Below are 25,922 nucleotides of genomic sequence, written 5' to 3' on the forward strand. Positions count from 1 at the left end.
CCCTCGGGGCGAAGCCGTCGTGCTCGGTCGCGACGCTGGCGCCGGGTGCGGATGCGACGTGCACCGGCTCGTACCGGGTCACGCAGGCTGATGTCGACCACGGCTCGATCGTGCAGTCCGTGTCCGCSACGGCGACGAGCCCGTCGGATGYCGCGGTGGCCTTCCCGACCGCGACGGTGCAGGACGACCGCGGCGCCGAGCGCGCCAGCGCCACACTCCGGGTCGTGTCGGACGCCGGTGCCGCGATCGCCGTCGGTGACGAGGTCACGCACACCGCGACGATCGAGAACACGGGTCGGGTGACACTCCACGACGTGGTGCTGCAGAGCACCAGCGCCAGCACCACGGACGGGTTCGCCTGCGAGCCGGTGTCCCTCGCTCCCGGCGCCTCGGTCGACTGCGCCGCGGTCCACGTCGTCGACCAGGCCGACGTCGACAACGGCGGGATGTCGACCGTCATCGGGGCTCTCGCGGTCTCGCCGTCCGGCGCCGCCGTCTCGATCGACGAGGTCGAGATGCACGACGAGGCTCCGAGTGCTCCCGCCGGTCTCCTGGAGGTCGACGCCAGCGATCCCTTCCGTCTCGGCGAGGACGTCTCGACGGCGGTCACCCTCAGCAACTCCGGCAACGTGACCCTGCACGACGTGCGGCCCGTCACGACCGTCGGCACGCTGACCATCGACCCGACGGACCCGGTCCGGCCGGAGACATCCGGAACGGTGTCCCTCGACCTCGCGCCTGGTCAGTCGGTGCACGGCACACTCGTCGTCACGCCGACCCAGGAGGACGTCGACGCGGGTGTGATCTCCATGACGGTCAGTGCCGGTGCCACGACGCCGAACGGTTCCGCCTACGAGTTCCCGGCGGCGGAGCGCGACATCGCCGGCATCGACACCGCCCGTGCCGAGGTCGAGCTCGAGGTCATGACCGAGCACCCGCAGGTCGGTGGATCGGTGGAGGTCCGCGCCACGGTGACGAACACCGGCGGGAAGACGCTCCGGTCGGTCGAGCTCCGCAGCGACGTGCTCCCGCAGCCGCTCGCGTGCGGGTCGGGCCGGCTCGCGCCGAACGCGACGGCGTCGTGCTCCTTCACCCTCGACGCGATGCGCGAGGGCACCACGACCGTGCGCGTCGGCGGCCGTGCCGTGACCCACACGGGCGAGTACATCCAGCTCGCCGCCGGATCCGCCGAGATCGTCGTCGCGCCGGCTCCGAAGGTGCTCGCGTTCACCGGTGCCGAGGTGGTCCTCCCGGCAGCGGGAGCCCTGGCCATGGTGCTCCTCGGCGGCCTGCTGCTGGTCCTCCGGCGTCGCACGGCCGGCACCGCATCCCGGCACCGCGCCTGAGCTGAACCACCGGATGCCCGTCGAACCGCTGGATGCAGCGGCTCGACGGGCATCCTCCGGCTCGACGGGCATCCTCTCGTCCGGCGTCGACCGTCCGGGCCGGACCGCCGTCACGACAGCGCGAGCCCGACCGACGCGGCCACCGCCAGCACGATGCCCGCGAGCTGCACGCGCGTCAGGCGCTCCCGGAGCACGATGCCGGCGAGCACGACGGTGCCGATGGGGTAGAGCGCGTTGAGCACGCTCATGGTCGGGAGCGTCGACGGGTCGGTACTCGAGTGCAGTCCCGCCTGGATGAACACGTTGGCGCCGGCATCGCAGATCCCGCAGAGCACGACGGTCACCACGAGCGCTGGGGCCCACCTCGGATGGATCCCCGCGACACGGTCTGGAGGCGCGGCAGACCCCGCAACAGCGGCCGACGTCACGGGGTCTGCCGTGCCTCCCGGCCGCCCCCGGCGTCGCGCGAGCATCCACGTGGCGGCCGCCGCACCGCCCATCAGCACCGCCTGCACGACCCGCGCGACCACGAGCGGTGCCACGCCGGACGACGCGGGCGTCTCGTTGAAGGCCAGGACGAGCCCGCCGAAGGCCGACCCGGCGACGGCGGCGCTGAGCACGCCGCGCACCGTCAGACGTGCTCCGGAGGTGTCCCGTACCGCCGCGACGAGCACCACCGCGAGGACGGCGACGACCACGGCAACGACCCCGAGCGGCGACAGGGGGACGCCGCGAGCCAGGCCGACCGCGACCGGGACGATCGCGGAGAACACGGCGGTGAGCGGTGACAGCACGCTCATCGGGCCGACCGCGAGTGCCGCGTAGAGCAGCAGGACCCCGAGGGCCCCGCACGCACCGCCGACGAGTCCCCAGGTCAGCGCGGACGCGGAGAACGCGCTCGGCACCACGGCGAGACCGACGAGGAGCGGCACGATGCCGACGACCGCTGCGAGTGCGGTGACGGTGATGGCACGGATGCGGCGGGCCGCGAGGCCGCCGAGGAAGTCCGCGAAGCCGTAGACGACCGCGCCGGCGAGTCCGAGGACGACGGTGAGCACGCGGTCCATCCTGCCGTGCGCACCCGCGTGCCCCGAACTGGTTCAGGTGCTCCGCGTCGCACCCCGGTACGCTCCGACCGTGAGCGTTCCCTACCACCGCCTCTTCCGGGTCAGTCCTCGACACCGCTGGTGGCGTCCGCTCGTCGCGCTGGCGATCTTCGCGGGGCTGTACCTGGTCAGCCAGGTCCTCATCGCGATCGGCTTCTTCGTGCCCATCCTTGCGACCTCCGGGGCGGCCGGCCTGTCGAAGTTCGCGCGCGAGCTCCAGGACGACGCACTCTCGTCGACGGACCCGGTGGTCCTCGCGCTTACGCTCGTGTCGCTGATCCTGCTGCTGCCGGCGATCATGTGGTCGGTCAAGCTCGCTCGACTCGGCCCGTACGGGCAGCTCTCGTCGATCCGGCTCCGGCTCCGCTGGGGGTGGATGGCGAAGTGCCTCCTGCCGCTCCTGGTGCTCGCGATCATCACGGTCGGGATCCAGTCGTGGGGGACCTTCTCGGTGTCCGGCGGGGGACTCGCCTGGAACCACGCGGCGATCGGCCAGTCCACCGTCACGATGCAGACGCTCGTCATCACGATCGTCATGGTGATCCTGCTCGTGCCGTTCCAGGCGGCGGCCGAGGAGTACATCTTCCGCGGGTTCCTCATGCAGATGATCGGGTCGTGGATCCGGACCCCGTGGGTGGGCATCGGCGTCTCGACCCTGGTGTTCGCCGTCCTGCACGTGCCGAACGGCTACAACATCTGGGGCATCGTGGACGTCGGCTCGTTCGGCCTCATCTCGGCGCTCCTGGTCTGGCGGACCGGTGGCCTCGAGGCGGGCATCCTCGCGCACGCCCTCAACAACACCGTCATCTTCGTGCTGCAGGCTCCCGGGTGGTCGAAGGTCGACACGTCGTCGAGCAACGGGAGTTGGCAGGGCGCCGCCGTGACGATCGTCACGCTCGGGCTCTACTGGCTGATGGTCGAGGGCATGGCCAGGTGGACGCACCTCGAACGCCGGCGGCCGGGGACCGAGGCGCCCCGGTTCACCGGGACGGTCCCGCCGTGGGCGGACTCCGCGTCGGACGGATGGGAGGCGGCTCCCGCACTCAGTGGACCGGCCTCCGGTTCGCCGGTCCCGCGCGCGGGCGAGGCCTCGATCCACACCTCCTGAGCGCTCTCCACAGATCTCCGCGGCGGGACCACGGGGTCGGTGCCCACCCGTAGGCTCGTGGCATGAGCACGCCCGTCGACACACCTGCTCCGGCCACCACCGGCGCGGCACCCGCTGCGCTCGACGTCCTGCACCGTGTGTTCGGGTACGACGCCTTCCGCGGGCAGCAGGCGGCGATCATCGACCAGGTCGTGCAGGGCGGCGACGCGCTCGTGCTCATGCCGACCGGCGGCGGCAAGTCCCTCTGCTACCAGGTGCCGGCACTCGTCCGCAGCGGCATCGGGGTCGTCGTCTCGCCGCTCATCGCGCTCATGCAGGACCAGGTGGACGCCCTCGCGGCGAACGGTGTCCGCGCGGAGTTCCTGAACTCCACCCAGGGTCCCGACGAGCGACGTCGCGTCGAGCAGGCGGTCCTCGCGGGGCAGGTCGACATGCTCTACCTCGCGCCCGAGCGGCTGAAGCTCGAGTCGACACGCGCGCTGCTCGACCGGGCGACCGTCAGCCTGTTCGCGATCGACGAGGCACACTGCGTCGCGCAGTGGGGGCACGACTTCCGGCCGGACTACCTCGAGCTGAGTGTCCTGCACGAGCGCTGGCCGACCATCCCGCGGATCGCGCTCACCGCGACGGCGACCCCCCAGACGCACCGCGAGATCTCCGCCCGGCTCGGGCTCGACGACGCCGCACACTTCGTGGCCGACTTCGATCGTCCGAACATCCAGTACCGGATCGAGCCGAAGGCCGCGGCTCTCCAGCAGCTCCTCAAGTTCATCCGCACCGAGCACGCCGGGGATGCCGGGATCGTCTACTGCCTGTCCAGGAACTCGGTCGAGCGGACCGCGGCGGCCCTCGCCGACCAGGGGATCGCGGCCCTGCCGTACCACGCGGGTCTCGACGCCGGGATCCGCGCGCGGAACCAGTCCCGGTTCCTGCGCGAGGACGGCATCGTGATGGTCGCCACGATCGCGTTCGGCATGGGCATCGACAAGCCGGACGTCCGGTTCGTGGCCCACCTCGACCTGCCGAAGTCGGTCGAGGGCTATTACCAGGAGACCGGTCGTGCGGGTCGTGACGGTCTGCCGTCAACCGCGTGGCTGGCCTACGGGCTGAACGACGTCGTGCAGCAGCGCCGGATGATCGACCAGTCGGACGGAGACGCCGCGCACCGACGGCAGCTGAGCGCCCACCTCGACGCCATGCTCGCCCTCTGCGAGACCATCGAGTGCCGTCGCGTGCGGCTCCTGGCGTACTTCGGGCAGGAGTTCGCGCCCGGTGGCCGGGAGTCCACGGCGTGTGGCAACTGCGACACCTGCATCGCTCCGCCCGAGGCCTGGGACGGCACGGTCCCCGCACAGAAGCTCCTCTCCACGATCGTCCGGCTCGAGCGCGAACACCGACAGCGCTACGGCGCGGGGCACCTCGTCGACATCCTGGTCGGCAAGCGCTCTCCCCGTGTCGCCGAGCTCGGGCACGACGCCCTGAGCACCTTCGGCATCGGCGCCGACCTCGGTGAGCAGGAGTGGCGTGCCGTCGTGCGGCAGCTCCTCGCCCAGGGGTTCGTCGCGGTCGCCGGCGACGGCTACGGCACGCTCGTGCTCAGCCCGACGAGTGCCGACGTGCTCGGTGGGCGGACCAGCGTGCGGATGCGACGGGAGCCGATCCGTGCCTCCCGTCCGGCACGGGCAACACGTCGGGCCGCCGCGCAGCCGGACATGCCGACCGAGGCGGTCCCGCTGTTCGAGGCGCTGCGCGTCTGGCGGAGCACCCAGGCCAAGGAACGGAGCGTGCCGGCGTACGTGGTGTTCAGCGACGCGACCCTGCGGGGCATCGCCGCCACGAGACCGGACTCGATCGAACAGCTGGCCGAGGTCAGCGGGGTCGGTGCCGCCAAGCTCGAGACCTACGGCGAGCTCGTGCTCGAGGTCGTCGCAGCGGCCGCTTGACGGCGCAGCGGCTGCTTGACGGCGCAGCGGCTGCTTGACGGCGCAGCGGCTGCTTGACGGCGCAGCGGCTGCGTGACGGCGCTGCGCAGCGGTTCGTCGGGTCCATGCCGCCGCGGGCATGGACCTCAGGAGCGCCTCACTACACTCGTTCTCCACGCCGGGCCACGGATGGTCCGGACGACAGGAGGAACACCACCATGATCACGACCTCGCTCAGCCGTGCGTTCATCGCACCGCTCGCCAGGGGCCTCTGGCGCCCTGAGGTCGTGGGTCGCCGGAACGTGCCGAAGCGCGGTCCGGTGATCCTCGCGAGCAACCACCGCTCGTTCATCGACAGCCCCGCGATCACCCTCGTCGCACCCCGCCAGGTGTCGTTCCTCGCGAAGAGCGACTACTTCACGGGCACGGGAGTCAAGGGTGCGATCTCGCGTGGGTTCTTCACCGGGATCGGTGCGATCGCGGTCGAACGGGGCGCGGGTGCGGCGGCCCAGCAGGCGCTCGACCTGGGGCTCGAGCGCCTGCAGGCCGGTGGGGCGTTCGCGATCTACCCCGAGGGCACCCGCTCGCTCGACGGCCGGCTGTACCGGGGCAAGACGGGGGTGGCGTGGCTCGCGATGACGAGTGGTGCACCGGTCGTCCCGGTCGCGATCACCGGCAGTGAGGACGTCCAACCCGTGGGCTCACGCGTGCCGAAGCTCGCCAGGGTGAGGATCGAGTTCGGCGCACCGATGGACCTGTCCTCGTTCGGTGACGCCTCGTCCGGGCGGGCGCGACGCCATGCGACGGACGCGGTCATGACGGCGATCCAGGCGCTGAGCGGACAGGAGCTCGCGGGCACGTACAACAACCCGCCGGCGACCTCGCTGGTGGAGCGGGTGAAGCGACTGCTGCCGCACGAGGAGCGCGGCTGACGCTCGGCGCACGTCCCCGACGCACGTGGACGTGTCCGGTGCTCGTGGAACGAGATCGCCCCAGATTCATCGACAAACATCTTGCATCTGGAATATCAAGTATGTAGCATCGGTCATGGGCAGTCCGAAGCCCTCCCCGAACCACAGACTTGATCAGAAGGATCCGCCATGACCACCACACCGCTCTTCGACTCCATCGCCCGCCGTGCCGAGCGGTCCGTCGTGCCGCCGATCGTCCCCACGGGGTACTCGGCACGGCCGGTCGCCAGGCTGACCGCCGTCCCGAAGTCCGCCCCGGACGCCGAACCCGTTGGAGCTGCGCGGATCGTCCCGCCGGCCCTCGTCGCGGTGATCGACGCGATCCCTGCAGCCATCGGATGCCCGGATGCCCGTCGCACGTTCGACCTCGCCGATCACAGCGTCTCGACCGTCAGGGTCGCCGGACAGGATCGCGAGGTCGTCGCCGCGATCGGCGACATCCTCATCCGTCGCGTGGTCGACAGCATCGAGCAGGAGCTCGGGACCATCGACCGTCGTCGCGCGGTGGTGGAGGTGCTGGGCGACCGCATCACCCAGCTCGTGGTCGACACCATCGCCGACGAGCTCGACCGGATCGACCGCGACCTCGAGATCCCGGGTGCCTAGGCACCGGAGCCTCCCGTCCTCCGACCTCCGTCACGAGCCCGCGACCTCCGAGCGGCGCGAGCGTGGCAGACGCTCGGCCGGCTGGAGCTCCCGCCCCTCCGTGACGACGGCGCTGACCCGGGGTGCAGCATGGTTCAGCCCGAGCCGCAGCACCGTCCGGTCGGGTGCATCCCTCGCCATCGCCGTCTCCGCGTGCCTCGTCGTGACGGTCGCCTCCCCGCAGGCCGCCGTCGCGGTTCCGGGGAGCGAGCGGATCGAGTCCGCACCGACGCCGGCCGCACAGGCCATCCGCGGCGGGTCGATCGGTGCCGGGCAACTGTCCTCCGTCGACCGCAACGACTTCGCGGTGACGCTGCCCGCCAGGACCCGTCCGGCGGTCCGACCGGTGGACGGCTCGATCCCTGACCAGGGCAACTTCGGCGGGCGTTCAGTGCGCGGGTGTTCGGCGTGCTCGACGTCGCACCAGGGCACCGACTTCGCCGCACCGACGGGCACCGCGATCGTTTCCGTGCTCGACGGCGTCGTCGTCACCGCCGGCCCGAGCGGTGGCTACGGCAACATGGTGCTCGTCCGGCACGCGAACGGACTCCAGACGCGCTACGGCCACATGTCCGCCATCGATGTCCGTACCGGCCAGCAGGTCCAGGCGGGCACGCGGCTCGGTGCTGTCGGGAGCACCGGGGTGTCGACGGGGTCGCACCTGCACTTCGAGGTCATCATCGACGGCCGCGCGATCGACCCCGTGCCGTGGCTGCGGGTCCGCGGCATCGCCTAGCCCGGACTAGCGTGGATCGGACGTGGACGCGGTGCGCGTCCCCACGGTCGATCGAGGAGAACGCATGCGTGTGACGGTGCTGGGAACGGGCGCGATGGGTGCCGGCGTCGCCGGGTCCCTGCTGCGAGCAGGGCACGAGGTGACGGTCTGGAACCGGAGCTCCGAGCGGGCAGCGCCCCTCGGCGACGCGGGCGCGACGGTCGCCGAGACCGCGGCCGACGCCGTCGAGCACGCGGAGGCAGTCCTCCTCACGCTGTTCGACGTGGACGCGGTGATCGACGTCCTCGAGCACGCGGCCGGCGAAGCCCCCGAGTCCGCGATCTGGGTCCAGGCGTCGACGATCGGCCTCGAGGGCACCGCGACCGTCGTTCAGCTCGCCGGCAAGTACGGGATCACACTCATCGAGGCGATGATGCTCGGGACGAAGGGCCCGGCGGAACAGGGCAAGCTGACCCTCCTCGCCGCGGGACCGTCGACGACGATCGACGCTGTCCGGCCGGTGTTCGAGGCGATCGCCGTGAAGACGGTCGTCGCGGGTCCCGAGGTCGGAGCCGGGAGCGCCCTGAAGCTCGCGGCGAACGCCTGGATCGCGTCGATCACGGCTGCCACTGCCCAGTCGCTGACCCTCGCGCAGACACTCGGGCTCGATCCGTCGCTCTTCCTCGAGGCGATCGACGGCACGGCCTCGGACTCGCCCTACGCGCACACCAAGGGCGCGGCGATGAACGAGGACTCATTCGCGCCGCAGTTCGCCCTCGACGGACTCCGCAAGGACATCCGCCTGATGGTCGATGCGGCGTCCGCGTCGGGCATGTCGACGACGCTCCTCGACGCCCTGGCGGCCGTCTACGGGTCCGCGAGCGCGGACGGTCACGGGAACGAGGACATCGCCGCCGTCGTCACGGCGTTCCGGCCGTCGGCCTGACGGAGCAGCTGTCCGATTCCCGGCCGCCGGCCCGACGGTCGTGTCGTGTCGTGTCGTGTCGCCGGACGGGCGGACGGGCGGACGGGCGGACGGTCCAACGGACGGACTGGAGGGACGGGTCGGCCTGGCACCGCGCCTCCCGTCCGGCACGCCGCAGCACGACGTCCGGTGACTCGCAGGACCGTCTCAGCCGCGCCGGAACCAGCGCGCGAGGGTCGCGCGGATCCGTGACACCGACTCGTCGGTGAACTCGTTCGCCAGGTCGAACGCCTCGCGGCCGGGGTCCCCACCCGCGGCGATGCGACGGATGGCGGCGTCCGCCCGTGCCCGTGCGTCGAGTTCGGCGTGCGGCATCCCGTCCTCCGGGTGCGGCGTCGCGCGCTCCGGGTGCGGCGACGCGTGCTCCGCGTGCGGCGTCGCGTCCGCGGGTTCATCGGGCATGCCGCGACGATACCGCCGCCGGGTGGATGCCAGCACCGGGTGGACACGAGCACCGTCCTGGCACCGGCACCGAGGGGGCGCGCGAGGAGCGGGCGGCCCGTTCGCCGGACACTCCGCACATCCGGCAACACCGGGGACCCCGCGCGGAAACACCCCGGCAACGCGCGCTCGTTAGGTTCTCCCCATGGGCGATCTGTTCGACGGGTACGCGGGGACGGCGCGGCTCCGCCGACGCAGCCCGGATGCCTGGGACGAGATGTTCGCCAGGGGCGCCGGAGGACTCCGCGGTGCGATCGGGGGCGGACCCGTCGGGCGCGGACCCGTCGGTGACCGTGACGTCCGGCCGGTGTACGGCGAGGTCCACGCGGCGCTCGCCCGGATGACGCAGGAGGAGCTCCGCGGGCGGACCGGAGCGCTCGCCGACTCCTACCTGGCGCAGGGCGTCACGTTCGACTTCGCGGGCGAGGAACGGCCGTTCCCGATCGACCCCGTCCCGCGGGTGGTCGGGCAGCAGGAGTGGGCGGGCATCGAGTCCGGCGTCGTCCAGCGGGTGCGGGCGCTCGAGGCGTTCCTCGCGGACGTGTACGGACCGCAGGAGGCGGTGCGCGACGGTGTCGTCCCGGCGCAGGTGATCTCCTCGAGTCCCGAGTTCCACCGGGAGGTCGCGGGGATCGACCCGGTGGGCGGTGTCCGCGTGCACGTGGCCGGGATCGACCTGATCCGTGACGAACTCGGCGTGTGGCGGGTGCTCGAGGACAACGTGCGGGTGCCGTCCGGGGTGAGCTACGTCATCTCGAACCGCCGGGTGATGGCGCAGACCCTGCCCGAGCTGTTCCAGAGCATGCGGATCCGCCCGGTGGGGGAGTACCCGAACCGGCTGCTCCGCGCCCTCCGGAAGACCGCGCCGCCCGGGGTCGACGAGCCGACCGTGGTGGTCCTCACCCCCGGGGTGTTCAACTCGGCGTACTACGAGCACACCCTGCTCGCGCGGCTGATGGGCGTCGAGCTCGTCGAGGGACGTGACCTGTTCTGCGCCGGCGGCCGGGTGTTCATGCACACGACGAAGGGCCCCGAACGCGTCGACGTGATCTACCGCCGCGTGGACGACGAGTTCCTCGACCCGCTGGTGTTCCGTGCCGACAGTGTCCTCGGGTCGCCGGGGATCCTGCTCGCCGCGAGGCTCGGCACCGTCACGATCGCGAACGCCGTCGGGAACGGGATCGCGGACGACAAGCTCGTGTACACCTACCTGCCGGCGCTCATCCGGTACTACCTCGGCGAGGAGCCGCTGCTGCCGAACGTCGACACGTGGCGGCTCGAGGACCCGGACTCGCTCGCCGAGGTGCTCGACCGCCTCGACGAGCTCGTCGTGAAGCCGGTGAACGGGTCCGGCGGCGCGGGGCTCTGCATCGGCCCGCAGGCGTCGCGCGCCGAGCTCGACGCACTCCGCCGGACGCTCGTCGCCGACCCGCGCGGGTGGATCGCCCAGCCCGTCGTGCAGCTGTCCACGATCCCGACCCTCTGCGACGGCGGACTGCGACCCCGGCACGCCGACCTCCGACCGTTCGCGGTGCACGACGGCGACGACGTGTGGGTGCTCCCCGGCGGTCTGACCCGGGTCGCGCTCCCCGAGGGGCAGCTCGTCGTGAACTCGAGCCAGGGCGGTGGGTCGAAGGACACCTGGGTCCTCGGTGGGCCGTCGTCGTCGCCGTCGCCGGACGGGCAGGTCGCCCTGCCGCTCGGTGCCCCGGAGCTGGTCGGGGTGCAGGCGGCGCCCGTGGACGTCGACGTCGACGCGATCGGGCCGCCCGGCCGGGGCCACCAGCAGCAGCAACAGCAGCAGTCGCGCGCACGTCGCGCGCTGCCCGAACCGCACCCGGAAGGGGCACCCCCGTGCTGAGCAGGATCGCCGAGAGCATCTTCTGGATCGGTCGGTACATCGAACGGTCCGACGGCACGGCGAGGATCCTCGACGTCCACCTCCAGCTCCTCCTCGAGGATCCGTGGATCGAGGAGGACGTCGCCTGCCGGAGCCTCCTCGGCGTGATGGGCTCGGCCGCCCCTGACGACCGCCAGCTCACCAGGGCCGACGTCCTCGGCATGCTCGCGGTCGACCGGCACAACGCCGCCTCGATCGCGTACTCCCTCGGTGCCGCCCGCGAGAACGCCCGGCGCGCGCGGGAGATCGTGTCGACGGAGCTCTGGGAGTGCCTCAACACCACGCGCGCCCGGATGCCGCGGAAGGTCGCCGAGGACAAGGTGCACGAGTTCTTCGCGTGGGTACGGGAACGGTCGGCGCTCGCCGTCGGCATCATCGAGTCCGCGACGAGCCGCGACGAGGTGTGGAGCTTCTTCACGCTCGGCCGGTCGATCGAACGGGCCGACATGACCGCACGGCTCCTGGCGACCCGAGCGTTGACCGAGGTGTCGGGACCGTCGTGGACGACCATCCTGCGCTCGTGCGGGGCGTACGAGCCGTACCTCCGGACCCACCGCGGCGTCCCGTCGGCCAGGAACGCGGCGGAGTTCCTGCTCCTCGACCGGTTGTTCCCGCGCTCGGTGCTCTTCTCGATCAGCCGTGCCGAGCAGTGCCTCCGCGACGTCGAACCCCCGTCCGAGCGCCTCGCCGGTCCCGACCTCGCCCAACGGCTGCTCGGCCAGGTCCGTGCCGACCTGGAGTTCTCGTCGACCGAGGGGATCCTCGACGACCTCACGGCGCGGATGGAGCAGGTGCAGCGTGCCACGAGCGACGCGTCCGAGGCGATCCGCGCGCGGTACTTCCCGTCGAACGCGGCACCCACGTGGGTCGGAGAGCGCTCGTGACGACGGTCGGGGAACGCTCATGACGCGGCTCCGTGTGCGGCACGTCACCGGGTTCTCGTACCCCGGCGAGGTCTCCGCGTCCTACAACGAGGCACGGATGCTCCCGGTGCACGAGGACGCCCAGGTCGTGCTCTCCGCACGCCTCCGGGTGGAGCCCGTCGCGGTGTCGCACGAGTACACCGACTACTGGGGCACCCGCGTCGCGTCCTTCGAGGTGCTCGGGCCGCACCGTCAGCTGTCCCTCACGGCGACGAGCGTGGTCGAGGTCGGGGAGCGTCCGCAGCCGTCGCGACCGATCGACGCCGCGGGGCTCGCACGTCTCGCCGCCACCGCCACCGCGTTCGTCGAGCAGCTCCGCCCGACACCGTCGACGACGGCGTCCGCGGACCTCGTCGCCCTGGCTGAGCGCATCAGGGACCGACACCGTTCGCCGGCCGAGGCGGCGCTCGCGATCGCGACCGAGATCGGCGAGCGGATGGAGTACCGGCAGGGTGTGACGTCGGTGCGGAGCACGGCGGTGCATGCGTGGGAGGCCGGGGCCGGCGTCTGCCAGGACATCGCGCACGTCACCATCGCCGCGCTCCGGTCGATCGACGTGCCGGCGCGGTACGTGTCCGGCTACCTGCACCCGCGACCGTCGGCGGCCGTGGGGGAGACCGTGCTCGGGGAGTCGCACGCGTGGGTCGAGTGGCTCACGGACGCGGCCGCCGACGACGACGACCGGTTCGTCGGCTGCTGGACCGGCTTCGACCCGACGAACGGCATCCCGATCGGGGACCGGCACGTGGTGGTCGGCCGCGGGAGGGACTACACCGACGTGCCGCCGCTCCGCGGGGTGTACGCGGGTGCGGGGTCCGCCGAGCTGTTCGTCAGCGTGGAACTGACCCGCGAGTCCTGACCGGCCCCGGCGGCGCGGGCTGTCGCTTTCCCGCCAGAACGACGAGATCGCGGCAGATCCCGCGTGGATCGGTCGCTTTCCGGGCAAAGCGACTGACCCGCACCGCGGCGGACGGGAGGCGCGGTGCCAGCCCGCACCGTCCCTCCCGTCCGCAACGGAGCCGCACCGCGGCGGACGGGAGGCGCGGTGCCAGCCCGCACCGTCCCTCCCGTCCGGCGGTGGCCGCGTCAGCGGGTGCGGTTCGCGACCACCTCGTCGCGCTCCAGGTCCGTGCGGATCTCATCGCGGGACTCCGCCGAACCGACGACCGGGATCGCGTGCGTGATCGCGACGTGCAGGCGGCTGTCCGGCTCGTACCGGAGCCGCACGTGCTCCCAGTGGACCAGCCACACGATCGCGATCGCCAGTGCGACGAACCCGGACAGCGCCCCGACACCGAGTGCCCAGCGCGGCCCGAACGCATCGGCCACCCAGCCGACGATCGGTGCGCCGATCGGGGTGCCGCCCGCGAAGATCGCCATGTACAGCGCCATCACCCGCCCGCGCATCGCCGGGGCGGTGGTGGTCTGCACGATGGCGTTCGCGGTCGTCATGAAGGTCAGCGAGCACAGCCCGACCAGGGTCAGGACCGCGGCGAACGACCAGTAGGTCGGCATCACGGCGGCCACCGCGCACGCGGCTCCGAACCCGGCGGACGCGAGGACGAGCAGCCCCATCCTGGGCTTCTCGCGACGGGCGGAGAGCAGCGCTCCGGCCACCGAGCCGACCGCCATCACGGTGTTGAGCAGCCCGAACTCGCTGGCGCCGCGATGGAACTCGACGCGCGCCATGGTGGAGGTGAAGATCGGGAAGTTCACCCCGAAGGTCCCGACGACGAAGATCATGCAGAGGATCACGACGATGTCCGGGCGGTTCCGGACGTAGCGGAAGCCCTCCTGGATCTGGCCCTTCTCGCGCGGTGCCCTGACCCGTTGCCCGAGCTGCGCCGGATCGACGTACTTCAGCGCGATGAGCACGGCCGCGAACGTCAGCGCGTTGATGAAGAACACCCAGCCCGTGCCGACCACGGTGATGAGCACCCCGGCCACCGCGGGGCCGATCAGCCGCGCGGCGTTGAACGAGGCGGAGTTCAGGGCGACGGCGTTCGCGACGTGCTCGCCCGTCACGACGTCGGACACGAACGCCTGGCGCACGGGGGCGTCGAACGCGGCGACGATGCCGAGGGCGAGCGCGAAGCCGTACACGTTCCAGAGGTTCGCGTCCCCGGTCAGCACGACGATCGCGAGCCCCATGCCGAGCAGCCCCATGAGCGTCTGCGTCAGCATGAGCATCCGGCGCCGGTCGAAGCGGTCGGCGACGAGGCCGGTCCAGGGGAGCAGGACGAGCTGCGGGCCGAACTGCAGGGCCATGGTCACACCGACGGCGACCGCGCTCTCGTGGGTGAGCTGCGTCAGGACGATCCAGTCCTGGGCGGTGCGCTGCATCCACGTGCCGACGTTGGAGACGAGGGCGCCGGCGAACCAGATGCGGTAGTTGCGTCCCGAGAGGGACCGGAACATGGCTGTCACTGTTGGGCGAGGCTCCTCATGATCTCGGTGGCGTCGGCGAGCGTGGTGCGCTCTCGGGCGCTCAGTGCTGCCAGGCGCGGTGCCAGCCAGCCGTCGCGGCGGCGTCGGGTCTCGAGCACGAACGCGCTCCCGGCCTCCGTCGCGGTGAGCACGACCTTTCGCTTGTCGACCTCGTGCTCGGTCTTGGCGACCAGGCTCCGGGCGAGCAGGCCGTTGACGGTCTTGGTCATCGACGGCGGCGTGACGCCCTCGACCTCGCTCAGCGCGGCGAGCGTCATCGGCCCGTGCCGGTGGAGCTGGGCGAGCGCGGCGAACTGCGCATCGGTGACGGCGGTGTCGGCCTTCTGGTTTCGGAGCGTGCGGGAGAGCCGGTTGACGGCGATCCGCAGGTCGGTGGGCAGGGAGTCGGACACATCGTTAGCCTAACAAATTAGTTTGGTGAACGATGTCGTCCGAACGGGAATCTTCCATGCGGGTGTATCGTTCCCGTCAATTGGCAACACGTGTTGCCGAGCCATCGACAGGAAGAAGTCATCGTGTCCGAATTCGGAGGCAGGGTCGCCATCGTCACCGGCGGCGGGAGCGGCATCGGCGAGGCCATCGCCAAGGAGCTCGCAACAGAGGGTGCGTCGGTCGTCGTCACCGACATCAAGCTCGACGCAGCGCGACGGGTCGTCGACGAGATCACGGCCGCGGGCGGGACCGCCAGCGCGTTCGAGCAGAACTCGAGCGTCGCGTCGGACAACGAGCGGGCCGTCCAGTTCGCGGTCGACACCTACGGCGCGCTGCACCTCGCGGTGAACAACGCCGGCATCGGCGCCGCGCCGGCCCCGATCGGCGAGTACGACGTCGCCGCGTGGGACCGGGTGCGCTCGGTCGACCTCGACGGCGTCTTCTACGGCCTGCGCTACGAGATCCCCGCGATCCTCGCCGCCGGTGGGGGATCGATCGTCAACATGAGCTCGGTCCTCGGCTCGGTCGGCATCGCGAACAACGCCGCGTACGTCGCCGCGAAGCACGCGCTCGTCGGTCTCACCAAGGTCGCGGCGCTCGAGTACACCGCCAAGGGTGTCCGGACGAACGCCGTCGGACCGGGCTTCATCGACACGCCGCTGGTCCGCTCCTCCATGAGCTCGGACGAGCTCACCGCGCTCGAGCACCAGCACGCGTCCGGACGGCTCGGCACCGACGCCGAGGTCGCCGCGCTCGTGCTCTTCCTGCTCTCCGACCGGGCGTCGTTCATCAGCGGCAGCTACCACCTGGTCGACGGCGGGTACTCCGCGCACTGAGTCGGAGCGCGAGGGTCACCCCGCACGTTCGGGTAGTACGCGGTGCCTCGACCCGCCCGTTCGTGCGGTGCCGCGCGCCGCGCGGAGACGGACTGGAGGCCCGGATCAGGTGCGCCGATGCGCTCGCGTGATCCGGGCCTCCAGTCCGTCTGCTCGCGGCCCGGCCGCGCCCGCGTCAGTGGAACTGCGGGATCGTCAGCCAGATGCCGAACAGCACGGCGGCGGCCCCCACCGCGAAGCAGAGCCCCGCACCGGCGAGTGCGACGGGCGGTGTCTTCCCGGTGCGCGCGGTCTCCTCGGAGTACTGCGTGTGCTCGCCGTTCGCGTCCGCCGGCTGCCCCGCTCCGAGGAGTCGGAGCCCGAGCGTGTAGACCACCACGAGTCCGACGGCGGCGACGAAGCCGACGAAGAAGACCTCGGCGATGGCGCCCCAGTCGATCGAGAACCCGTCCATGTCAGCGCTCCTGTCCCGCGGTTCCGGACGACGCTGCTGCGCCGGCCGCTCCTGCTCCGACGGGCTCGCGCTCGTCGTCCTGGGCCGCGACGTCCGCGCCCGTGATCGGCTTCCGGCGCGACAGCCACCAGAAGGTCAGGCCGGCCGCGAGCGCGAGGACCGCGACGACGACCAGGCCGAGGGTGGACCCGGACGCGATCCAGGTCGCGAGGCCACCGACGAGGGCTGCTGCCGGCAGGGTGACGACCCACGCCACGACGATGCGGCTCACGACGTTCCAGTGCACGTCGGCGAGCTTCTTGCCGAGACCGGAGCCGATGACCGAGCCGCTCGTGACGTGCGTCGTGGAGAGCGCGAAGCCGAGGTGACTCGAGATGAGGATCGTCGCGGCGCTCGAGGTCTCGGCTGCGAACCCCTGCGGGGACTGCACGTCCGAGATGCGCTTGCCGACCGTCTGCATGATCCGCCAGCCGCCGAGGTAGGTGCCGAGACCGATCGCCAACCCGCACGCCAGGATCACCCAGAGGTCGGGGCCGGTGCCGGACTTCTGGTACCCCGCGGCGATGAGGGTCAGCGTGATGACACCCATCGTCTTCTGCGCGTCGTTCGTGCCGTGCGCCAGCGAGACGAGCGAGGCGGAGATCGTCTGCCCGTGCCGGAAGCCCGTCGCTGCGCCGTGCGTCGTCGCGTTGCGGGTCATCCGGTAGGCCAGGTACGTGGCCACGAGAGCGATCACGCCCGCGATGACCGGCGAGAACAGCGCGGGGAGGACGATCTTCGACAGCACGGTCGTCCAGGACACCGAGGCGAAGCCGGAGCCGATGATGGCCGCGCCGATGAGGCCGCCGAACAGGGCGTGCGTCGAGCTCGACGGGAGGCCGAAGTACCAGGTCGCGAGGTTCCAGAGCACCGCGCCGACGAGGCCGGCGAAGATCATCGTCGGCGTGATCTGCACGCCGCCGCCGCCCTCCTTGATGATGCCCTGCGAGACGGTGCTCGCGACCTCGGTCGAGAGGAACGCCCCGACCAGGTTCAGGACGGCTGAGATGAGCACTGCGGTGCGGGGCTTCAGGGCCCCGGTCGCGACGGACGTGGCCATCGCGTTGGCGGTGTCGTGGAACCCGTTCGTGAAGTCGAAGACCAGTGCCACGACGATCACGAGGACCACGATGACGAACACGCTCATGCTGCCTCCACTCGTGCCGGCTCGGGCGCCGGCCCAGCTCCCGTGCCGGCGCGGGCGCCGACCCGGCTCGGGTGCCGGCTCGGGGCCGGACGAGCGCAACGCTAGGCCCGCGGTGGGACCCCGCGGGTGAACGGCGGGTGAACAAGCGCGCGAGGACGGGAGGCACGGGTGGCGACGGTCGCGCTCGTCGCCACCCGTGCCTCCCGTCCGCCGGTCCGATCGATTGCCGGGCGGCGGCCGGACTGTCAGGATGGCCGCGTGCCGACCTTCTCCGCCGCCCGAGGGGACTCCTCGTTCGTCGACGCGCACGGCGTCGAGATCGTCTACTCGACCTGGCGCGCCGCGCGCCCGCGGGCCGTCGTGCAGATCGCACACGGCGTCGGCGAGCACGGACTGCGCTACGCACCGCTCGCCGAGGACCTCGTCCGCGCCGGGTACACCGTGTACGCGAACGACCACCGTGGCCACGGCCGGACCGGGATGCGACAGTACGGTGACGACCGGTCGCAGCTCGGGCACCTCGGTCCTGGTGGCCTCCGAGCCGCGATCGACGCCGTGCGGATGATGTCCGCGGTCGCGCGTTCCGACGATCCCGGCGTGCCGCTCGTGCTGCTCGGGCACTCGTGGGGATCGCTCATGGCGCAACGGATCGTCAACACGCACAGCGAGGCGTACGACGGCGTGGTGCTGTCGGGTTCGGCGTACCGGGTGCCGGGGTCCATGCGGGGCGGTGACCTCAACAGGCGGCACGCGTCGCTCGGGCCGACGAAGTTCGAGTGGCTGACGCGGGACCGGGCGCAGATCGAGCTGCTCGCTGCGGATCCCCTCGCGGTCGAGGCCGACGTCATCGGCCTGTTCGGACTCGCGGACACGCTCCGGCTGCTCGGGGTGCCGCGTCGGGGGATCCCGCACGACCTGCCGATGCTGCTGCAGGTCGGCGGGGACGATCCGCTCGGCGGTCCGCGGTCCATCGCCCGGCTCGCACGGGCCTACCGGGGGCGGGGTGGGCTGTCCGACGTGACGGTCGAGGTCTACGACGGGGCCCGGCACGAGATCTACAACGAGACGAACCGGGCCGAGGTGGTCGGGGACCTGACGGGGTGGCTCGACGCGCGGTTCCCCGGCTGAGGTCGCGGTCGGGGCTCTGGGCGCGGATCCCGTGCGTGCGTGCGTGCGTGTCCGTCCCGTCGAGTCCCTCGTCCGCCCGTCGAGAGGTCTCATTCGAGACTCCTCGTCTCCCGAGCGGTCGCAGATGAGACGCCTCGGTGCCGCCTGCCTGACCGGTTGTCCACAGCTGCGGCCGAGGCCCACCACGGACACCGACGAGGCGCGACCATCGACACATGACCGCGAACGGACCTGTGCCTCAAGCCCTCCGCAACCGGGCGTTCGACACGACGACGGCTCGACGCTTCGGCATGACACGGACGCAGCTCGGCAGTCCCCTCCTCGAAGCACCGCACCACGGCGTGCGGGTGCCCGCTGGGACGTCGGACTCGATCCCCGGACGGGCTCGTGGGCTGGTCCCTGCACTCGGACCCCATCGATACTTCAGCTCCGTGACGGCTCTCGCGATCTGGGGCGCACCGCTGCCCAGACGGCTCACGGAGAACGGCCCCCTCCACGTGACGAGCATCCGACCCACGATCCGCACCCGACGGCCCGGTGTCGTCGGCCACACGTCGGGACCGGTCACGATCCTCATGCGGGGCGGGCTCCCGGTCGAGTCCGCCGAGCTCGCGTGGCTGCACGCAGCGCGCGAGCTGTCAGTCCGCGAACTGGTCGTCGCCGGTGACGCACTGGTCGGCAACGGGACCGGCACGGTGACCGACCTGGTCCGCCTCCGCACCGTCGTCACCGAGGCTGCGGGTGCGCGCGGGGTCGAACGAGCGAGGGATGCCGTCGGGCTCGTCCGCGCCGGTTCCGAATCACCGAAGGAGACCGAAGCCCGACTCTGGCTCCCGGCAGCACTTGCGCAGGAGGTCGAGCTGAACGTGGAGGTGTACGACCGGGGTGTGTTCCTGGGGCGGCCCGACCTGGTCTTCGTCCGCGCGATGGTGACGCTCGAGTACGAAGGCGATCACCACCGCACGGACCGCAGGGTGTTCCGGAACGACATCGCGCGAAGGAGGGGCTTCGAAGACGCCGGATGGCGGGTCTTCCAGATGACGCAGGACGATCTCGCGCGACGCTCCGACACGGTGCGGCGCAGGTTGTCGGACGTCGTGGACAGTCGTGTCGGTCGGGGCGATCACCTCGAGGAGCGTCGTCGGAACGGTCGGCTCGTTGCCATTCGGTCGTGACGCTCGCGGCGAGAGGGCGCAGATGGGACGCCTCGCTCGGCGAGAGGGCGCAGATGGGACGCCTCGCCGGGGCCGCGGGCGGGCTGGGCCGGGGGCGGACTGGAGGGACGGGCCGGGTCCGGCGGACCGGCCTAGGCTGGGCGCGTGCACGGTGAGTACAAGGTCCCAGGAGGCAAGCTGGTCGTCGTCGACCTCGAGCTCGTGGACGGGGTGATCCAGGACTTCCACCTCGCGGGCGACTTCTTCCTCGAGCCGGACGATGCACTCCCGCTCATCGACGCCGCCGTGAACGGGCTGCGGGCGGACACCGACGCCGCGGGGGTCGCCGCCGCTGTCCGGGGCGCCCTCCCCGAGGGAGCGGTCCTCCTCGGGTTCACCCCCGAGGCCGTCGGGGTCGCGGTCCGCCGGTCCCTCGCGCGGGCGAGCAGCTGGCGCGACCACGACTGGGAGGTCGTCCACGAGGGCCCGATCCCGCCCAACGAGCACCTGGCGCTCGACCAGGTCCTCACCGAGGAGGTCGGGGCCGGCCGCCGTGGTCCGACGCTCCGCATCTGGGAGTGGGACGAGCCGGCCGTCGTGATCGGGAGCTTCCAGTCGCTGAAGAACGAGGTCGACCCCGCCGGTGCTGCGAAGTACGGCGTCGACGTCGTCCGGCGCATCTCGGGTGGCGGCGCGATGTTCATGGATGCCGGTGCCGTGATCAGCTACTCCCTCTACGTCCCCGCCGACCTCGTGCAGGGCATGACGTTCGCGGATTCGTACGCCTACCTCGACGAGTGGGTGATCGAGGCACTCAAGTCCCTCGGCATCGACGCGTACTACCAACCGCTCAACGACATCACCTCGGCCAAGGGCAAGATCGGCGGTGCGGCTCAGAAACGGCTCGGGACCGGCGCGATCCTCCACCACGCGACCCTGAGCTACGACATGGACGGCGAGAAGATGGTGGAGGTCCTCCGGATCGGTCGCGAGAAGATGAGCGACAAGGGCACGGTGTCCGCCGCGAAGCGCGTCGACCCCCTCCGCTCGCAGACGGGGCTCTCCCGTGCCGAGATCATCGATCGACTCATCGGCACGTTCACGCGGCTCTACGGAGCGCACGAGGGGCACGTGTCGGACATCGAACGGCAGCGGGCACAGGAGCTGGTCGAGACGAAGTTCGCGACGAGGGAGTGGCTCGAGCGCGTCCCCTGAGCCCGGGCGGCTCGCGCCGGGCGGCTCGCCCCGGTGCGACGGCCGAGCTGGGGGAACTCGACCGCCGCGGATCGAGTGTGTCGACCGAGTCGATGAACGACGTCTGACGATCGCGAGAATCACCCGTGCGGATGATCCGTATCCGCCGGGTGCCACGTAGCCTCATCAGCGTGAACTGGTTGATCCTGCTGGGGGTGGCGGCTGCGGCGGTCGTCGTGACGTGGGTGCTCGATCGTCTCGGCGTCGTGGACCTGTCGAACAAGGCGAACCGTGGGGGATCGTCCGGGGGCGTCATCTCGATGATGGACGAGGTCTTCGCGCCCACGCGGCAGGAGACCCAGGCGGAGTTCGAGCGTCAGACCGCACTCCCGGCGCCGGCTCCGACCCCGGCCGATGACGACCACGACCTGCTGAGTGGGCGTGTGCTCATCCGGATCCCGAGCCTCCGCACCGAGGACCGCGGACCCGCACGCATCGGCACCCACGACCGCAGCTACTGAGTCCAGCGGAGCGGCCGCCGCTCAGCGCTCGATGAGCTCCTGGTAATCCGGGTGCCGCTCGATCCAGGCGCGCACGTACGAGCACTGGGGCACCACTCGCCGCTCCGAGTTCGCGCGGACGTCGTCGAGTGCCGCCTGCACGAGGATCGAGGCGTGCCCGCCGCCGCGGTGCTCCGGGTCGACCTCGGTGTGCACGAACCGGATCTCGTCGTCCCCCAACTCGTAGGCCGCGAGCCCGATGACGGCCCCGTCCTCGACGAGTGAGTACTGGTTCTGGTCGGTGTCGTTCCGGACGTCGATGCTCATCCGGCGAACCTACGCCAGCGACGATCCCTCGCCCTGGAAGGGCGCTGTGTCCCGTGGACCGCGACGGTGACCGACCTGTGCGGCGCGGGGCGGGCCTCCCGGCTGGAGCCCACGCCACAATGAACGGGTGCAGCCCGTCCCCGACCTCGTGCCCGACCGGGTCGTCCACGGTGACAACCTCGACGTCCTCGCGACCATCCCCGATGCGTCGTTCACGCTCGTGTACCTCGATCCCCCGTTCAACACGGGGCGGACGCAGACGCGCAGGAGCTCCACCGCGATCCGCGCCGTCGACGGGCCGGTGCTCGGGTTCCAGGGGCGGACGTACGAGCGGATCCGCGGGGACCTCATGCGGTACGACGACCGGTTCGAGGACTACTGGTCCTTCCTCGAGCCACGACTGGTCGAGGCGTGGCGGGTCCTCGCGACGGACGGCACGCTCTACGTGCACCTCGACTACCGCGAGTCGCACTACGCGAAGGTGCTCCTCGACGCGCTGTTCGGGCGGGAGTCGTTCCTGAACGAGATCGTCTGGGCGTACGACTACGGCGCGAAGTCCCGAACCCGCTGGCCGACGAAGCACGACACGATCCTGGTGTACGTCAAGGACCCGTCGCGCTACTTCTTCGACTCGGACGCCGTCGATCGGGAGCCGTACATGGCGCCGGGGCTGGTGACGCCGGAGAAGCGCGAGCGTGGCAAGCTCCCGACCGACGTCTGGTGGCACACGATCGTCTCGCCAACGGGGCACGAGAAGACCGGGTACCCGACGCAGAAGCCCGAGGGGATACTCCGGCGGATCGTGCAGGCGTCCTCGCGTGAGGGGGACTGGGTGCTCGACTTCTTCGCCGGGAGCGGGACCACCGGCGCGGTGGCCGGCGCGCTCGGACGGCGGTTCGTGCTGGTGGACGACAACCCGGCGGCGATCGCGGTGATGCGCGGACGGCTGCCCGGGGCGTCGTTCGAGCGGGTCGAGCCCGGCGCCGTGGCGGTGGAGCCCCCGGCCGTCTGAGCCTCGAGGGGCCCGCGGGCTGCAGATCATGCACGCTGCGGATCGGCGTGCGCCTGTCGGCGCGCTGCGGGGTGACGGGCCCCTCGGTCGCGTGGATCGCCGTCTGGCCGGTTCGGGACACCTGCGCTCCGTCGTGCGCTCTGGGCGGGATGTCCCGAACCGGTGAGGCGTGCCTCGTCAGCCGTTCGTCAGCCGTGCGTCAGCCGTTCGTCTGACCGAGGAAGGCCGGCGACTCCGTCGGGTCCTCGGTCGCGAACGAGACGGCCTGCGCGCGGATCTGGTCGATCGACGGCACGGTGTCCGTCTCGAAGACCAGGACGCCGTGCCACGTCTCGCCGGCGTCGACCCGGCCGAACCGCTGCTGCTCGTCGACGATCGTGTGGTCGTCGGGAGTGCCGGAGAACGCCGTCGCGTCGACCAGGACGAACCGCGGGTCCTGGCAGGCGATGTCCCACCAGACGACGCCCGTGGTGTGGTCGGCCTCGAAGTCGTTCACGATGCAGCCGGGCGATTCGGGGAGGCGTGCCGGAGCCGCTCCGGCAGCGGTCGCCGATCCGAGGACGGCGATGCTCGCGAACAGGGCAGCCGCGGTGAGGCCGGCGAGTGAGGTGGTGGCAGATGACATGAGGTTCCCTTCGGTCGTTGTGTATGCAACATGCAGAACTCTGGTCTACCGCACTGCCGGACACGAAGGAACTGTTGCCGCAACGACGAACGCCCCGAGGGTGTCCTCGGGGCGTTCGTCGTTGCGTGTCGAGCGTCAGGCGCTGTGCTTGCCGTGGTGCTCGTCGGCTGGCGTCGCCGCCGCTGGGGTGCTGTCCGCGACGGAATCGCGCTCGGCCTCGAGCACCGCAGCGGCATGCTTCGGCTGCTCCGAGTCGGTGTGCACCTGCGTCGGTGAGTCGATCATCGCCGCCGCCGAGTGCGCGCCGTGCGTCGGAGCGTCGTTCAGCGGGGCCCGGGTGGCAGCTCGAGGCGCGGTCCGTGTCTCACCGGTGTCGATCGAGACGTCGGGCGAGGTCGGCGCGACGGCCCGCATCGACCCGGTGTCCGGCCCGACGAGCGCTCCCGCGTTCGCGGCTGCTGCCCCGGCGTCGGCCGACAGGCGATCGGCCGTGGCCGACGCCGAGGCCGCGTCGGAGTCGCGCTTGTCGTTCGCCTGCTCCTGCAGCGCCGAGACCTTGCGGAGCGGCGGCGTGCGGAAGAACCAGGTGAGGATGAACGCCAGCAGCAGGACGCCCAGACCGACGTAGTAGATGCCGACCGCCGAGTTGTTGAACCCGGTGAGGAACGCACGCGTCAGTCGCGGATCCGCGCCGTTCAGGAACGAGGTGTCGCTCGTGTCGGACGTCGACCCGCTGGCGTTCGAGGACCCCTTCTCGAGCTGCTTGATGATGTTCGGGGCGACCTCGTCGACGACGTTCCGGCGCTGCGCGGCGTTCGAGTAGTCCACCGAGACCGTGTCGCCGTTCACCGAGGCGTTCGCCTTGCTCGCGACGGCCTCGAGCACCTGCGACCGAGCGGCATCCGGAACACCCTGGGTGGCCGTGGCGACCGCCTGGTCGAGACCGTCCTGGATGTTCTTCTTGATCGGGTTGACGACCGGCGTCCAGATCTGCTGCATCACGCCGGCGTTCTTCGAGGCGTTCGCCACCGACGGGGTGAGTGCCGCGTTCAACCCGGACTCCAGGTCGCCCTTGTTCTGCATCGCGGTGGAGATGTTCGCGGGCATGCTCGCGAACAGCACCGAGAGCAGGATCGCCGTGCCGAGCGTTCCGCCGATCTGGCGGAAGAACGTCGACGCGCTCGTCGCCACACCGATGTCACGCGGGCCGACCGAGTTCTGCGACGCGAGGGTGAGCGTCTGCATCAGCTGCCCGAGCCCGAGGCCGATGCAGAACATCGCGATGAGCAGGAACCAGAGGGGCTTGTCGACCGTGATGAACGTCAGGACGACGTAGCCGATGGAGGTGATCGCGGTGCCGGTGACCGGGAAGATCCGGTACTTGCCGGTGCGCGAGATGATCTGGCCGGAGGCGATCGAGGCGATCATCAGGCCGAGGACCATGGGGAGCGTCGCGAACCCGGACTCGGTCGGCGAGAGGCCCTTCACGATCTGCAGGTAGAGCGGCAGCGTGAGGAGTGCGCCGAACATCCCGAAGCCGACGAGGACGCCGAGCACGGTGGACATCGAGAACACGGGGGAGCGGAACAGCTTCATCGGGATGATTGCGTCGTCCTTCATGGCGCGCTCGACGAGGATGAACGACACGAGGCCGACGGCACCGATGATGTAGCAGGCCCACGAGCCGACCGAGGTCCAGCCCCAGTCGCGGCCCTGCTCGGCGACGAGCAGCAGCGGTGCGAGGGTGATGACGACGAGCGACGCGCCCCAGTAGTCGATGCGGACCTTGCGCTTCTCGCCGACCTTCGGCAGGTGCAGGAACGTGAACACCATGATGAGCGCCGCGACGCCGATCGGCAGGTTGACGAGGAAGACCCAGCGCCATCCGGTGACGAACAGGATCGAGCTCGCACCGGCGAAAAACCCACCGATGAGCGGGCCGATGACCGACGAGACGCCGAAGACGGCGAGGAAGTACCCCTGGTACTTCGCACGCTCGCGGGGCGCGAGCATGTCGCCCATGATCGCGAGCGGCAGTGACATGAGGCCACCGGCGCCGAGGCCCTGGATCGCCCGGAAGGCGGCGAGCTCGATCATCGACTGGGAGAGTGTCGCCAGGAGCGAGCCGACGAGGAAGATCGCGATCGCGATGATGAACAGCGGACGACGGCCGAAGATGTCGGAGAGCTTGCCGTAGATCGGCGTCATGATCGTCGACGCGATGAGGTACGCGGTGGTGACCCACGCCTGCTGATCGAGCCCGTGCAGGTCATCGCCGATGGTCCGGATCGCCGTGCCGACGATGGTCTGGTCGAGCGAGCTGAGGAACATGCCGGCCATCAGCCCGTAGATGACGAGCAGGATCTGCTTGTGGCTCATCACCGCGTTCGATGACGTGGTCGGGTTCGCCGAGGAGCGAGCCGACGCGGTCGCGGTCTGTGTCATGAGGAGGTTCTCCGTCTGGGTGCCGGTCGCCGAGCGGGAAGAGAGATCCGGGGGGAACCTGCCGCCGCAGCCGACGGTGGCTGAAAAGATTGCGTTGCGTGCAAAGTTACATCTACCGC

25 protein-coding genes are annotated in these 25,922 nt (G+C 71.1%); 16 read left to right on the top strand and 9 right to left on the bottom strand.

Features of this window, described 5'->3' with window-relative positions; all coding sequences use genetic code 11:
• A partial coding sequence (locus ASF23_RS15275; protein WP_156364558.1) for a DUF7507 domain-containing protein occupies positions 1 to 1,346 on the top strand: 1,346 nt, incomplete at its 5' end.
• Between the two features lie 110 nt (positions 1,347 to 1,456).
• Here the strand turns inward: ASF23_RS15275 and ASF23_RS15280 are convergent.
• Positions 1,457 to 2,404, bottom strand: a complete 948-nt coding sequence (locus ASF23_RS15280) for an EamA family transporter (protein WP_162236777.1) — start codon at positions 2,402 to 2,404, stop codon at positions 1,457 to 1,459.
• A 79-nt stretch (positions 2,405 to 2,483) separates the two neighbouring features.
• On the opposite strand from ASF23_RS15280, the gene ASF23_RS15285 reads away from it, so the two are divergent.
• From ASF23_RS15285 to ASF23_RS15310, 6 genes are all read left to right on the top strand, one after another.
• Entirely contained in the window at positions 2,484 to 3,560 is a 1,077-nt protein-coding gene (locus ASF23_RS15285; RefSeq protein ID WP_156364559.1) for a CPBP family intramembrane glutamic endopeptidase, read from the top strand.
• A 62-nt stretch (positions 3,561 to 3,622) separates the two neighbouring features.
• The gene (gene recQ, locus ASF23_RS15290) at positions 3,623 to 5,503 is read left to right on the top strand and encodes a DNA helicase RecQ (protein ID WP_055955610.1); all 1,881 of its coding nucleotides are present in this window, start codon (positions 3,623 to 3,625) and stop codon (positions 5,501 to 5,503) included.
• A 197-nt stretch (positions 5,504 to 5,700) separates the two neighbouring features.
• Positions 5,701 to 6,414: a lysophospholipid acyltransferase family protein gene (locus ASF23_RS15295; RefSeq protein ID WP_082474229.1), complete on the top strand. Its 714-nt coding sequence runs from the start codon at positions 5,701 to 5,703 to the stop codon at positions 6,412 to 6,414.
• Positions 6,415 to 6,582: 168 nt separating this feature from the next.
• On the top strand, positions 6,583 to 7,059 hold the full coding sequence (locus ASF23_RS18715) for a hypothetical protein (protein ID WP_055955612.1): 477 nt from the start codon (positions 6,583 to 6,585) through the stop codon (positions 7,057 to 7,059).
• A 100-nt stretch (positions 7,060 to 7,159) separates the two neighbouring features.
• Positions 7,160 to 7,834: a M23 family metallopeptidase gene (locus ASF23_RS15305; protein ID WP_055955615.1), complete on the top strand. Its 675-nt coding sequence runs from the start codon at positions 7,160 to 7,162 to the stop codon at positions 7,832 to 7,834.
• 64 nt (positions 7,835 to 7,898) lie between these two features.
• Positions 7,899 to 8,759 (top strand): NAD(P)-dependent oxidoreductase, encoded by an 861-nt coding sequence (locus ASF23_RS15310; RefSeq protein ID WP_162236778.1) that lies wholly within the window; start codon positions 7,899 to 7,901, stop codon positions 8,757 to 8,759.
• 186 nt (positions 8,760 to 8,945) lie between these two features.
• Here the strand turns inward: ASF23_RS15310 and ASF23_RS15315 are convergent, their stop codons facing one another.
• Positions 8,946 to 9,200, bottom strand: a complete 255-nt coding sequence (locus ASF23_RS15315) for a hypothetical protein (RefSeq protein WP_055955618.1) — start codon at positions 9,198 to 9,200, stop codon at positions 8,946 to 8,948.
• 184 nt (positions 9,201 to 9,384) lie between these two features.
• Between ASF23_RS15315 and ASF23_RS15320 the strand changes: the two genes are divergently transcribed.
• Genes ASF23_RS15320 through ASF23_RS15330 form a run of 3 tightly spaced genes read left to right on the top strand, consistent with a single transcriptional unit; the run spans position 9,385 to position 12,921 of the window.
• Positions 9,385 to 11,100: a circularly permuted type 2 ATP-grasp protein gene (locus ASF23_RS15320; RefSeq protein ID WP_055955620.1), complete on the top strand. Its 1,716-nt coding sequence runs from the start codon at positions 9,385 to 9,387 to the stop codon at positions 11,098 to 11,100.
• Positions 11,094 to 12,023 carry an alpha-E domain-containing protein gene (locus tag ASF23_RS15325; protein ID WP_055955623.1) on the top strand — a complete coding sequence of 310 codons (930 nt, stop codon included), beginning with the start codon at positions 11,094 to 11,096 and terminating at the stop codon, positions 12,021 to 12,023. The genes ASF23_RS15320 and ASF23_RS15325 overlap by 7 nt, the downstream gene beginning before the upstream one ends.
• Before the next feature lie 19 nt (positions 12,024 to 12,042).
• Positions 12,043 to 12,921 carry a transglutaminase family protein gene (locus ASF23_RS15330; protein ID WP_055955625.1) on the top strand — a complete coding sequence of 293 codons (879 nt, stop codon included), beginning with the start codon at positions 12,043 to 12,045 and terminating at the stop codon, positions 12,919 to 12,921.
• Between the two features lie 227 nt (positions 12,922 to 13,148).
• On the opposite strand, the gene ASF23_RS15335 is transcribed toward ASF23_RS15330, so the two are convergent.
• A complete protein-coding gene (locus ASF23_RS15335) occupies positions 13,149 to 14,489 on the bottom strand; it encodes an MFS transporter (RefSeq protein WP_055955628.1) in 1,341 nt (446 codons plus the stop codon).
• Positions 14,486 to 14,902 (bottom strand): MarR family winged helix-turn-helix transcriptional regulator, encoded by a 417-nt coding sequence (locus ASF23_RS15340; RefSeq protein ID WP_055955631.1) that lies wholly within the window; start codon positions 14,900 to 14,902, stop codon positions 14,486 to 14,488. The genes ASF23_RS15335 and ASF23_RS15340 overlap by 4 nt, the downstream gene beginning before the upstream one ends.
• 123 nt (positions 14,903 to 15,025) lie before the next feature.
• On the opposite strand from ASF23_RS15340, the gene ASF23_RS15345 reads away from it, so the two are divergent.
• Positions 15,026 to 15,778 carry an SDR family NAD(P)-dependent oxidoreductase gene (locus ASF23_RS15345; protein ID WP_055955634.1) on the top strand — a complete coding sequence of 251 codons (753 nt, stop codon included), beginning with the start codon at positions 15,026 to 15,028 and terminating at the stop codon, positions 15,776 to 15,778.
• A gap of 175 nt (positions 15,779 to 15,953) precedes the next feature.
• On the opposite strand, the gene ASF23_RS15350 is transcribed toward ASF23_RS15345, so the two are convergent.
• Positions 15,954 to 16,232, bottom strand: a complete 279-nt coding sequence (locus ASF23_RS15350; RefSeq protein WP_055955638.1) for a hypothetical protein — start codon at positions 16,230 to 16,232, stop codon at positions 15,954 to 15,956.
• Between the two features lies 1 nt (position 16,233).
• Positions 16,234 to 17,418, bottom strand: a complete 1,185-nt coding sequence (locus ASF23_RS15355; protein ID WP_055955641.1) for an inorganic phosphate transporter — start codon at positions 17,416 to 17,418, stop codon at positions 16,234 to 16,236.
• A gap of 258 nt (positions 17,419 to 17,676) precedes the next feature.
• Here ASF23_RS15355 and ASF23_RS15360 point away from each other — a divergent pair, with 258 nt between their 5' ends.
• From ASF23_RS15360 to ASF23_RS15375, 4 genes are all read left to right on the top strand, one after another.
• Entirely contained in the window at positions 17,677 to 18,546 is an 870-nt protein-coding gene (locus tag ASF23_RS15360) for an alpha/beta fold hydrolase (protein WP_055955644.1), read from the top strand.
• 215 nt (positions 18,547 to 18,761) lie between these two features.
• Positions 18,762 to 19,721 carry a hypothetical protein gene (locus ASF23_RS15365; protein ID WP_055955647.1) on the top strand — a complete coding sequence of 320 codons (960 nt, stop codon included), beginning with the start codon at positions 18,762 to 18,764 and terminating at the stop codon, positions 19,719 to 19,721.
• Positions 19,722 to 19,865: 144 nt separating this feature from the next.
• Positions 19,866 to 20,915 carry a lipoate--protein ligase family protein gene (locus ASF23_RS15370; RefSeq protein WP_055955650.1) on the top strand — a complete coding sequence of 350 codons (1,050 nt, stop codon included), beginning with the start codon at positions 19,866 to 19,868 and terminating at the stop codon, positions 20,913 to 20,915.
• 170 nt (positions 20,916 to 21,085) lie between these two features.
• Positions 21,086 to 21,415 carry a hypothetical protein gene (locus tag ASF23_RS15375; RefSeq protein WP_156364560.1) on the top strand — a complete coding sequence of 110 codons (330 nt, stop codon included), beginning with the start codon at positions 21,086 to 21,088 and terminating at the stop codon, positions 21,413 to 21,415.
• A 21-nt stretch (positions 21,416 to 21,436) separates the two neighbouring features.
• Here the strand turns inward: ASF23_RS15375 and ASF23_RS15380 are convergent, their stop codons facing one another.
• Complete coding sequence (locus ASF23_RS15380) at positions 21,437 to 21,721, bottom strand: GNAT family N-acetyltransferase (protein WP_055955656.1); 285 nt, start codon at positions 21,719 to 21,721, stop codon at positions 21,437 to 21,439.
• A 127-nt stretch (positions 21,722 to 21,848) separates the two neighbouring features.
• Between ASF23_RS15380 and ASF23_RS15385 the strand changes: the two genes are divergently transcribed.
• Positions 21,849 to 22,733 (top strand): DNA-methyltransferase, encoded by an 885-nt coding sequence (locus tag ASF23_RS15385; RefSeq protein WP_055955660.1) that lies wholly within the window; start codon positions 21,849 to 21,851, stop codon positions 22,731 to 22,733.
• 199 nt (positions 22,734 to 22,932) lie between these two features.
• On the opposite strand, the gene ASF23_RS15390 is transcribed toward ASF23_RS15385, so the two are convergent.
• Positions 22,933 to 23,358, bottom strand: coding sequence for a hypothetical protein (locus ASF23_RS15390; RefSeq protein WP_055955662.1), 426 nt, complete (start codon positions 23,356 to 23,358; stop codon positions 22,933 to 22,935).
• A 135-nt stretch (positions 23,359 to 23,493) separates the two neighbouring features.
• Positions 23,494 to 25,803 carry an MDR family MFS transporter gene (locus tag ASF23_RS15395; protein ID WP_055955665.1) on the bottom strand — a complete coding sequence of 770 codons (2,310 nt, stop codon included), beginning with the start codon at positions 25,801 to 25,803 and terminating at the stop codon, positions 23,494 to 23,496.
• Positions 25,804 to 25,922 lie beyond the last annotated feature (119 nt).

Source organism: Curtobacterium sp. Leaf261, from assembly GCF_001422205.1.
Taxonomy (GTDB): domain Bacteria; phylum Actinomycetota; class Actinomycetes; order Actinomycetales; family Microbacteriaceae; genus Curtobacterium.

Excerpts from the sequence above, each read along its gene's own strand:
- ASF23_RS15310 (WP_162236778.1), top strand. The coding sequence starts at position 7,899 with ATGCGTGTGACGGTGCTGGGAACGGGCGCGATGGGTGCCGGCGTCGCC.
- recQ (WP_055955610.1), top strand. The coding sequence starts at position 3,623 with ATGAGCACGCCCGTCGACACACCTGCTCCGGCCACCACCGGCGCGGCA.
- ASF23_RS15355 (WP_055955641.1), bottom strand. The coding sequence starts at position 17,418 with ATGAGCGTGTTCGTCATCGTGGTCCTCGTGATCGTCGTGGCACTGGTC.
- ASF23_RS15315 (WP_055955618.1), bottom strand. The coding sequence starts at position 9,200 with ATGCCCGATGAACCCGCGGACGCGACGCCGCACGCGGAGCACGCGTCG.
- ASF23_RS15365 (WP_055955647.1), top strand. The coding sequence starts at position 18,762 with ATGACCGCGAACGGACCTGTGCCTCAAGCCCTCCGCAACCGGGCGTTC.
- ASF23_RS15395 (WP_055955665.1), bottom strand. The coding sequence starts at position 25,803 with ATGACACAGACCGCGACCGCGTCGGCTCGCTCCTCGGCGAACCCGACC.
- ASF23_RS15390 (WP_055955662.1), bottom strand. The coding sequence starts at position 23,358 with ATGTCATCTGCCACCACCTCACTCGCCGGCCTCACCGCGGCTGCCCTG.
- ASF23_RS15380 (WP_055955656.1), bottom strand. The coding sequence starts at position 21,721 with ATGAGCATCGACGTCCGGAACGACACCGACCAGAACCAGTACTCACTC.
- ASF23_RS15330 (WP_055955625.1), top strand. The coding sequence starts at position 12,043 with ATGACGCGGCTCCGTGTGCGGCACGTCACCGGGTTCTCGTACCCCGGC.
- ASF23_RS15350 (WP_055955638.1), bottom strand. The coding sequence starts at position 16,232 with ATGGACGGGTTCTCGATCGACTGGGGCGCCATCGCCGAGGTCTTCTTC.
- ASF23_RS18715 (WP_055955612.1), top strand. The coding sequence starts at position 6,583 with ATGACCACCACACCGCTCTTCGACTCCATCGCCCGCCGTGCCGAGCGG.
- ASF23_RS15295 (WP_082474229.1), top strand. The coding sequence starts at position 5,701 with ATGATCACGACCTCGCTCAGCCGTGCGTTCATCGCACCGCTCGCCAGG.
- ASF23_RS15320 (WP_055955620.1), top strand. The coding sequence starts at position 9,385 with ATGGGCGATCTGTTCGACGGGTACGCGGGGACGGCGCGGCTCCGCCGA.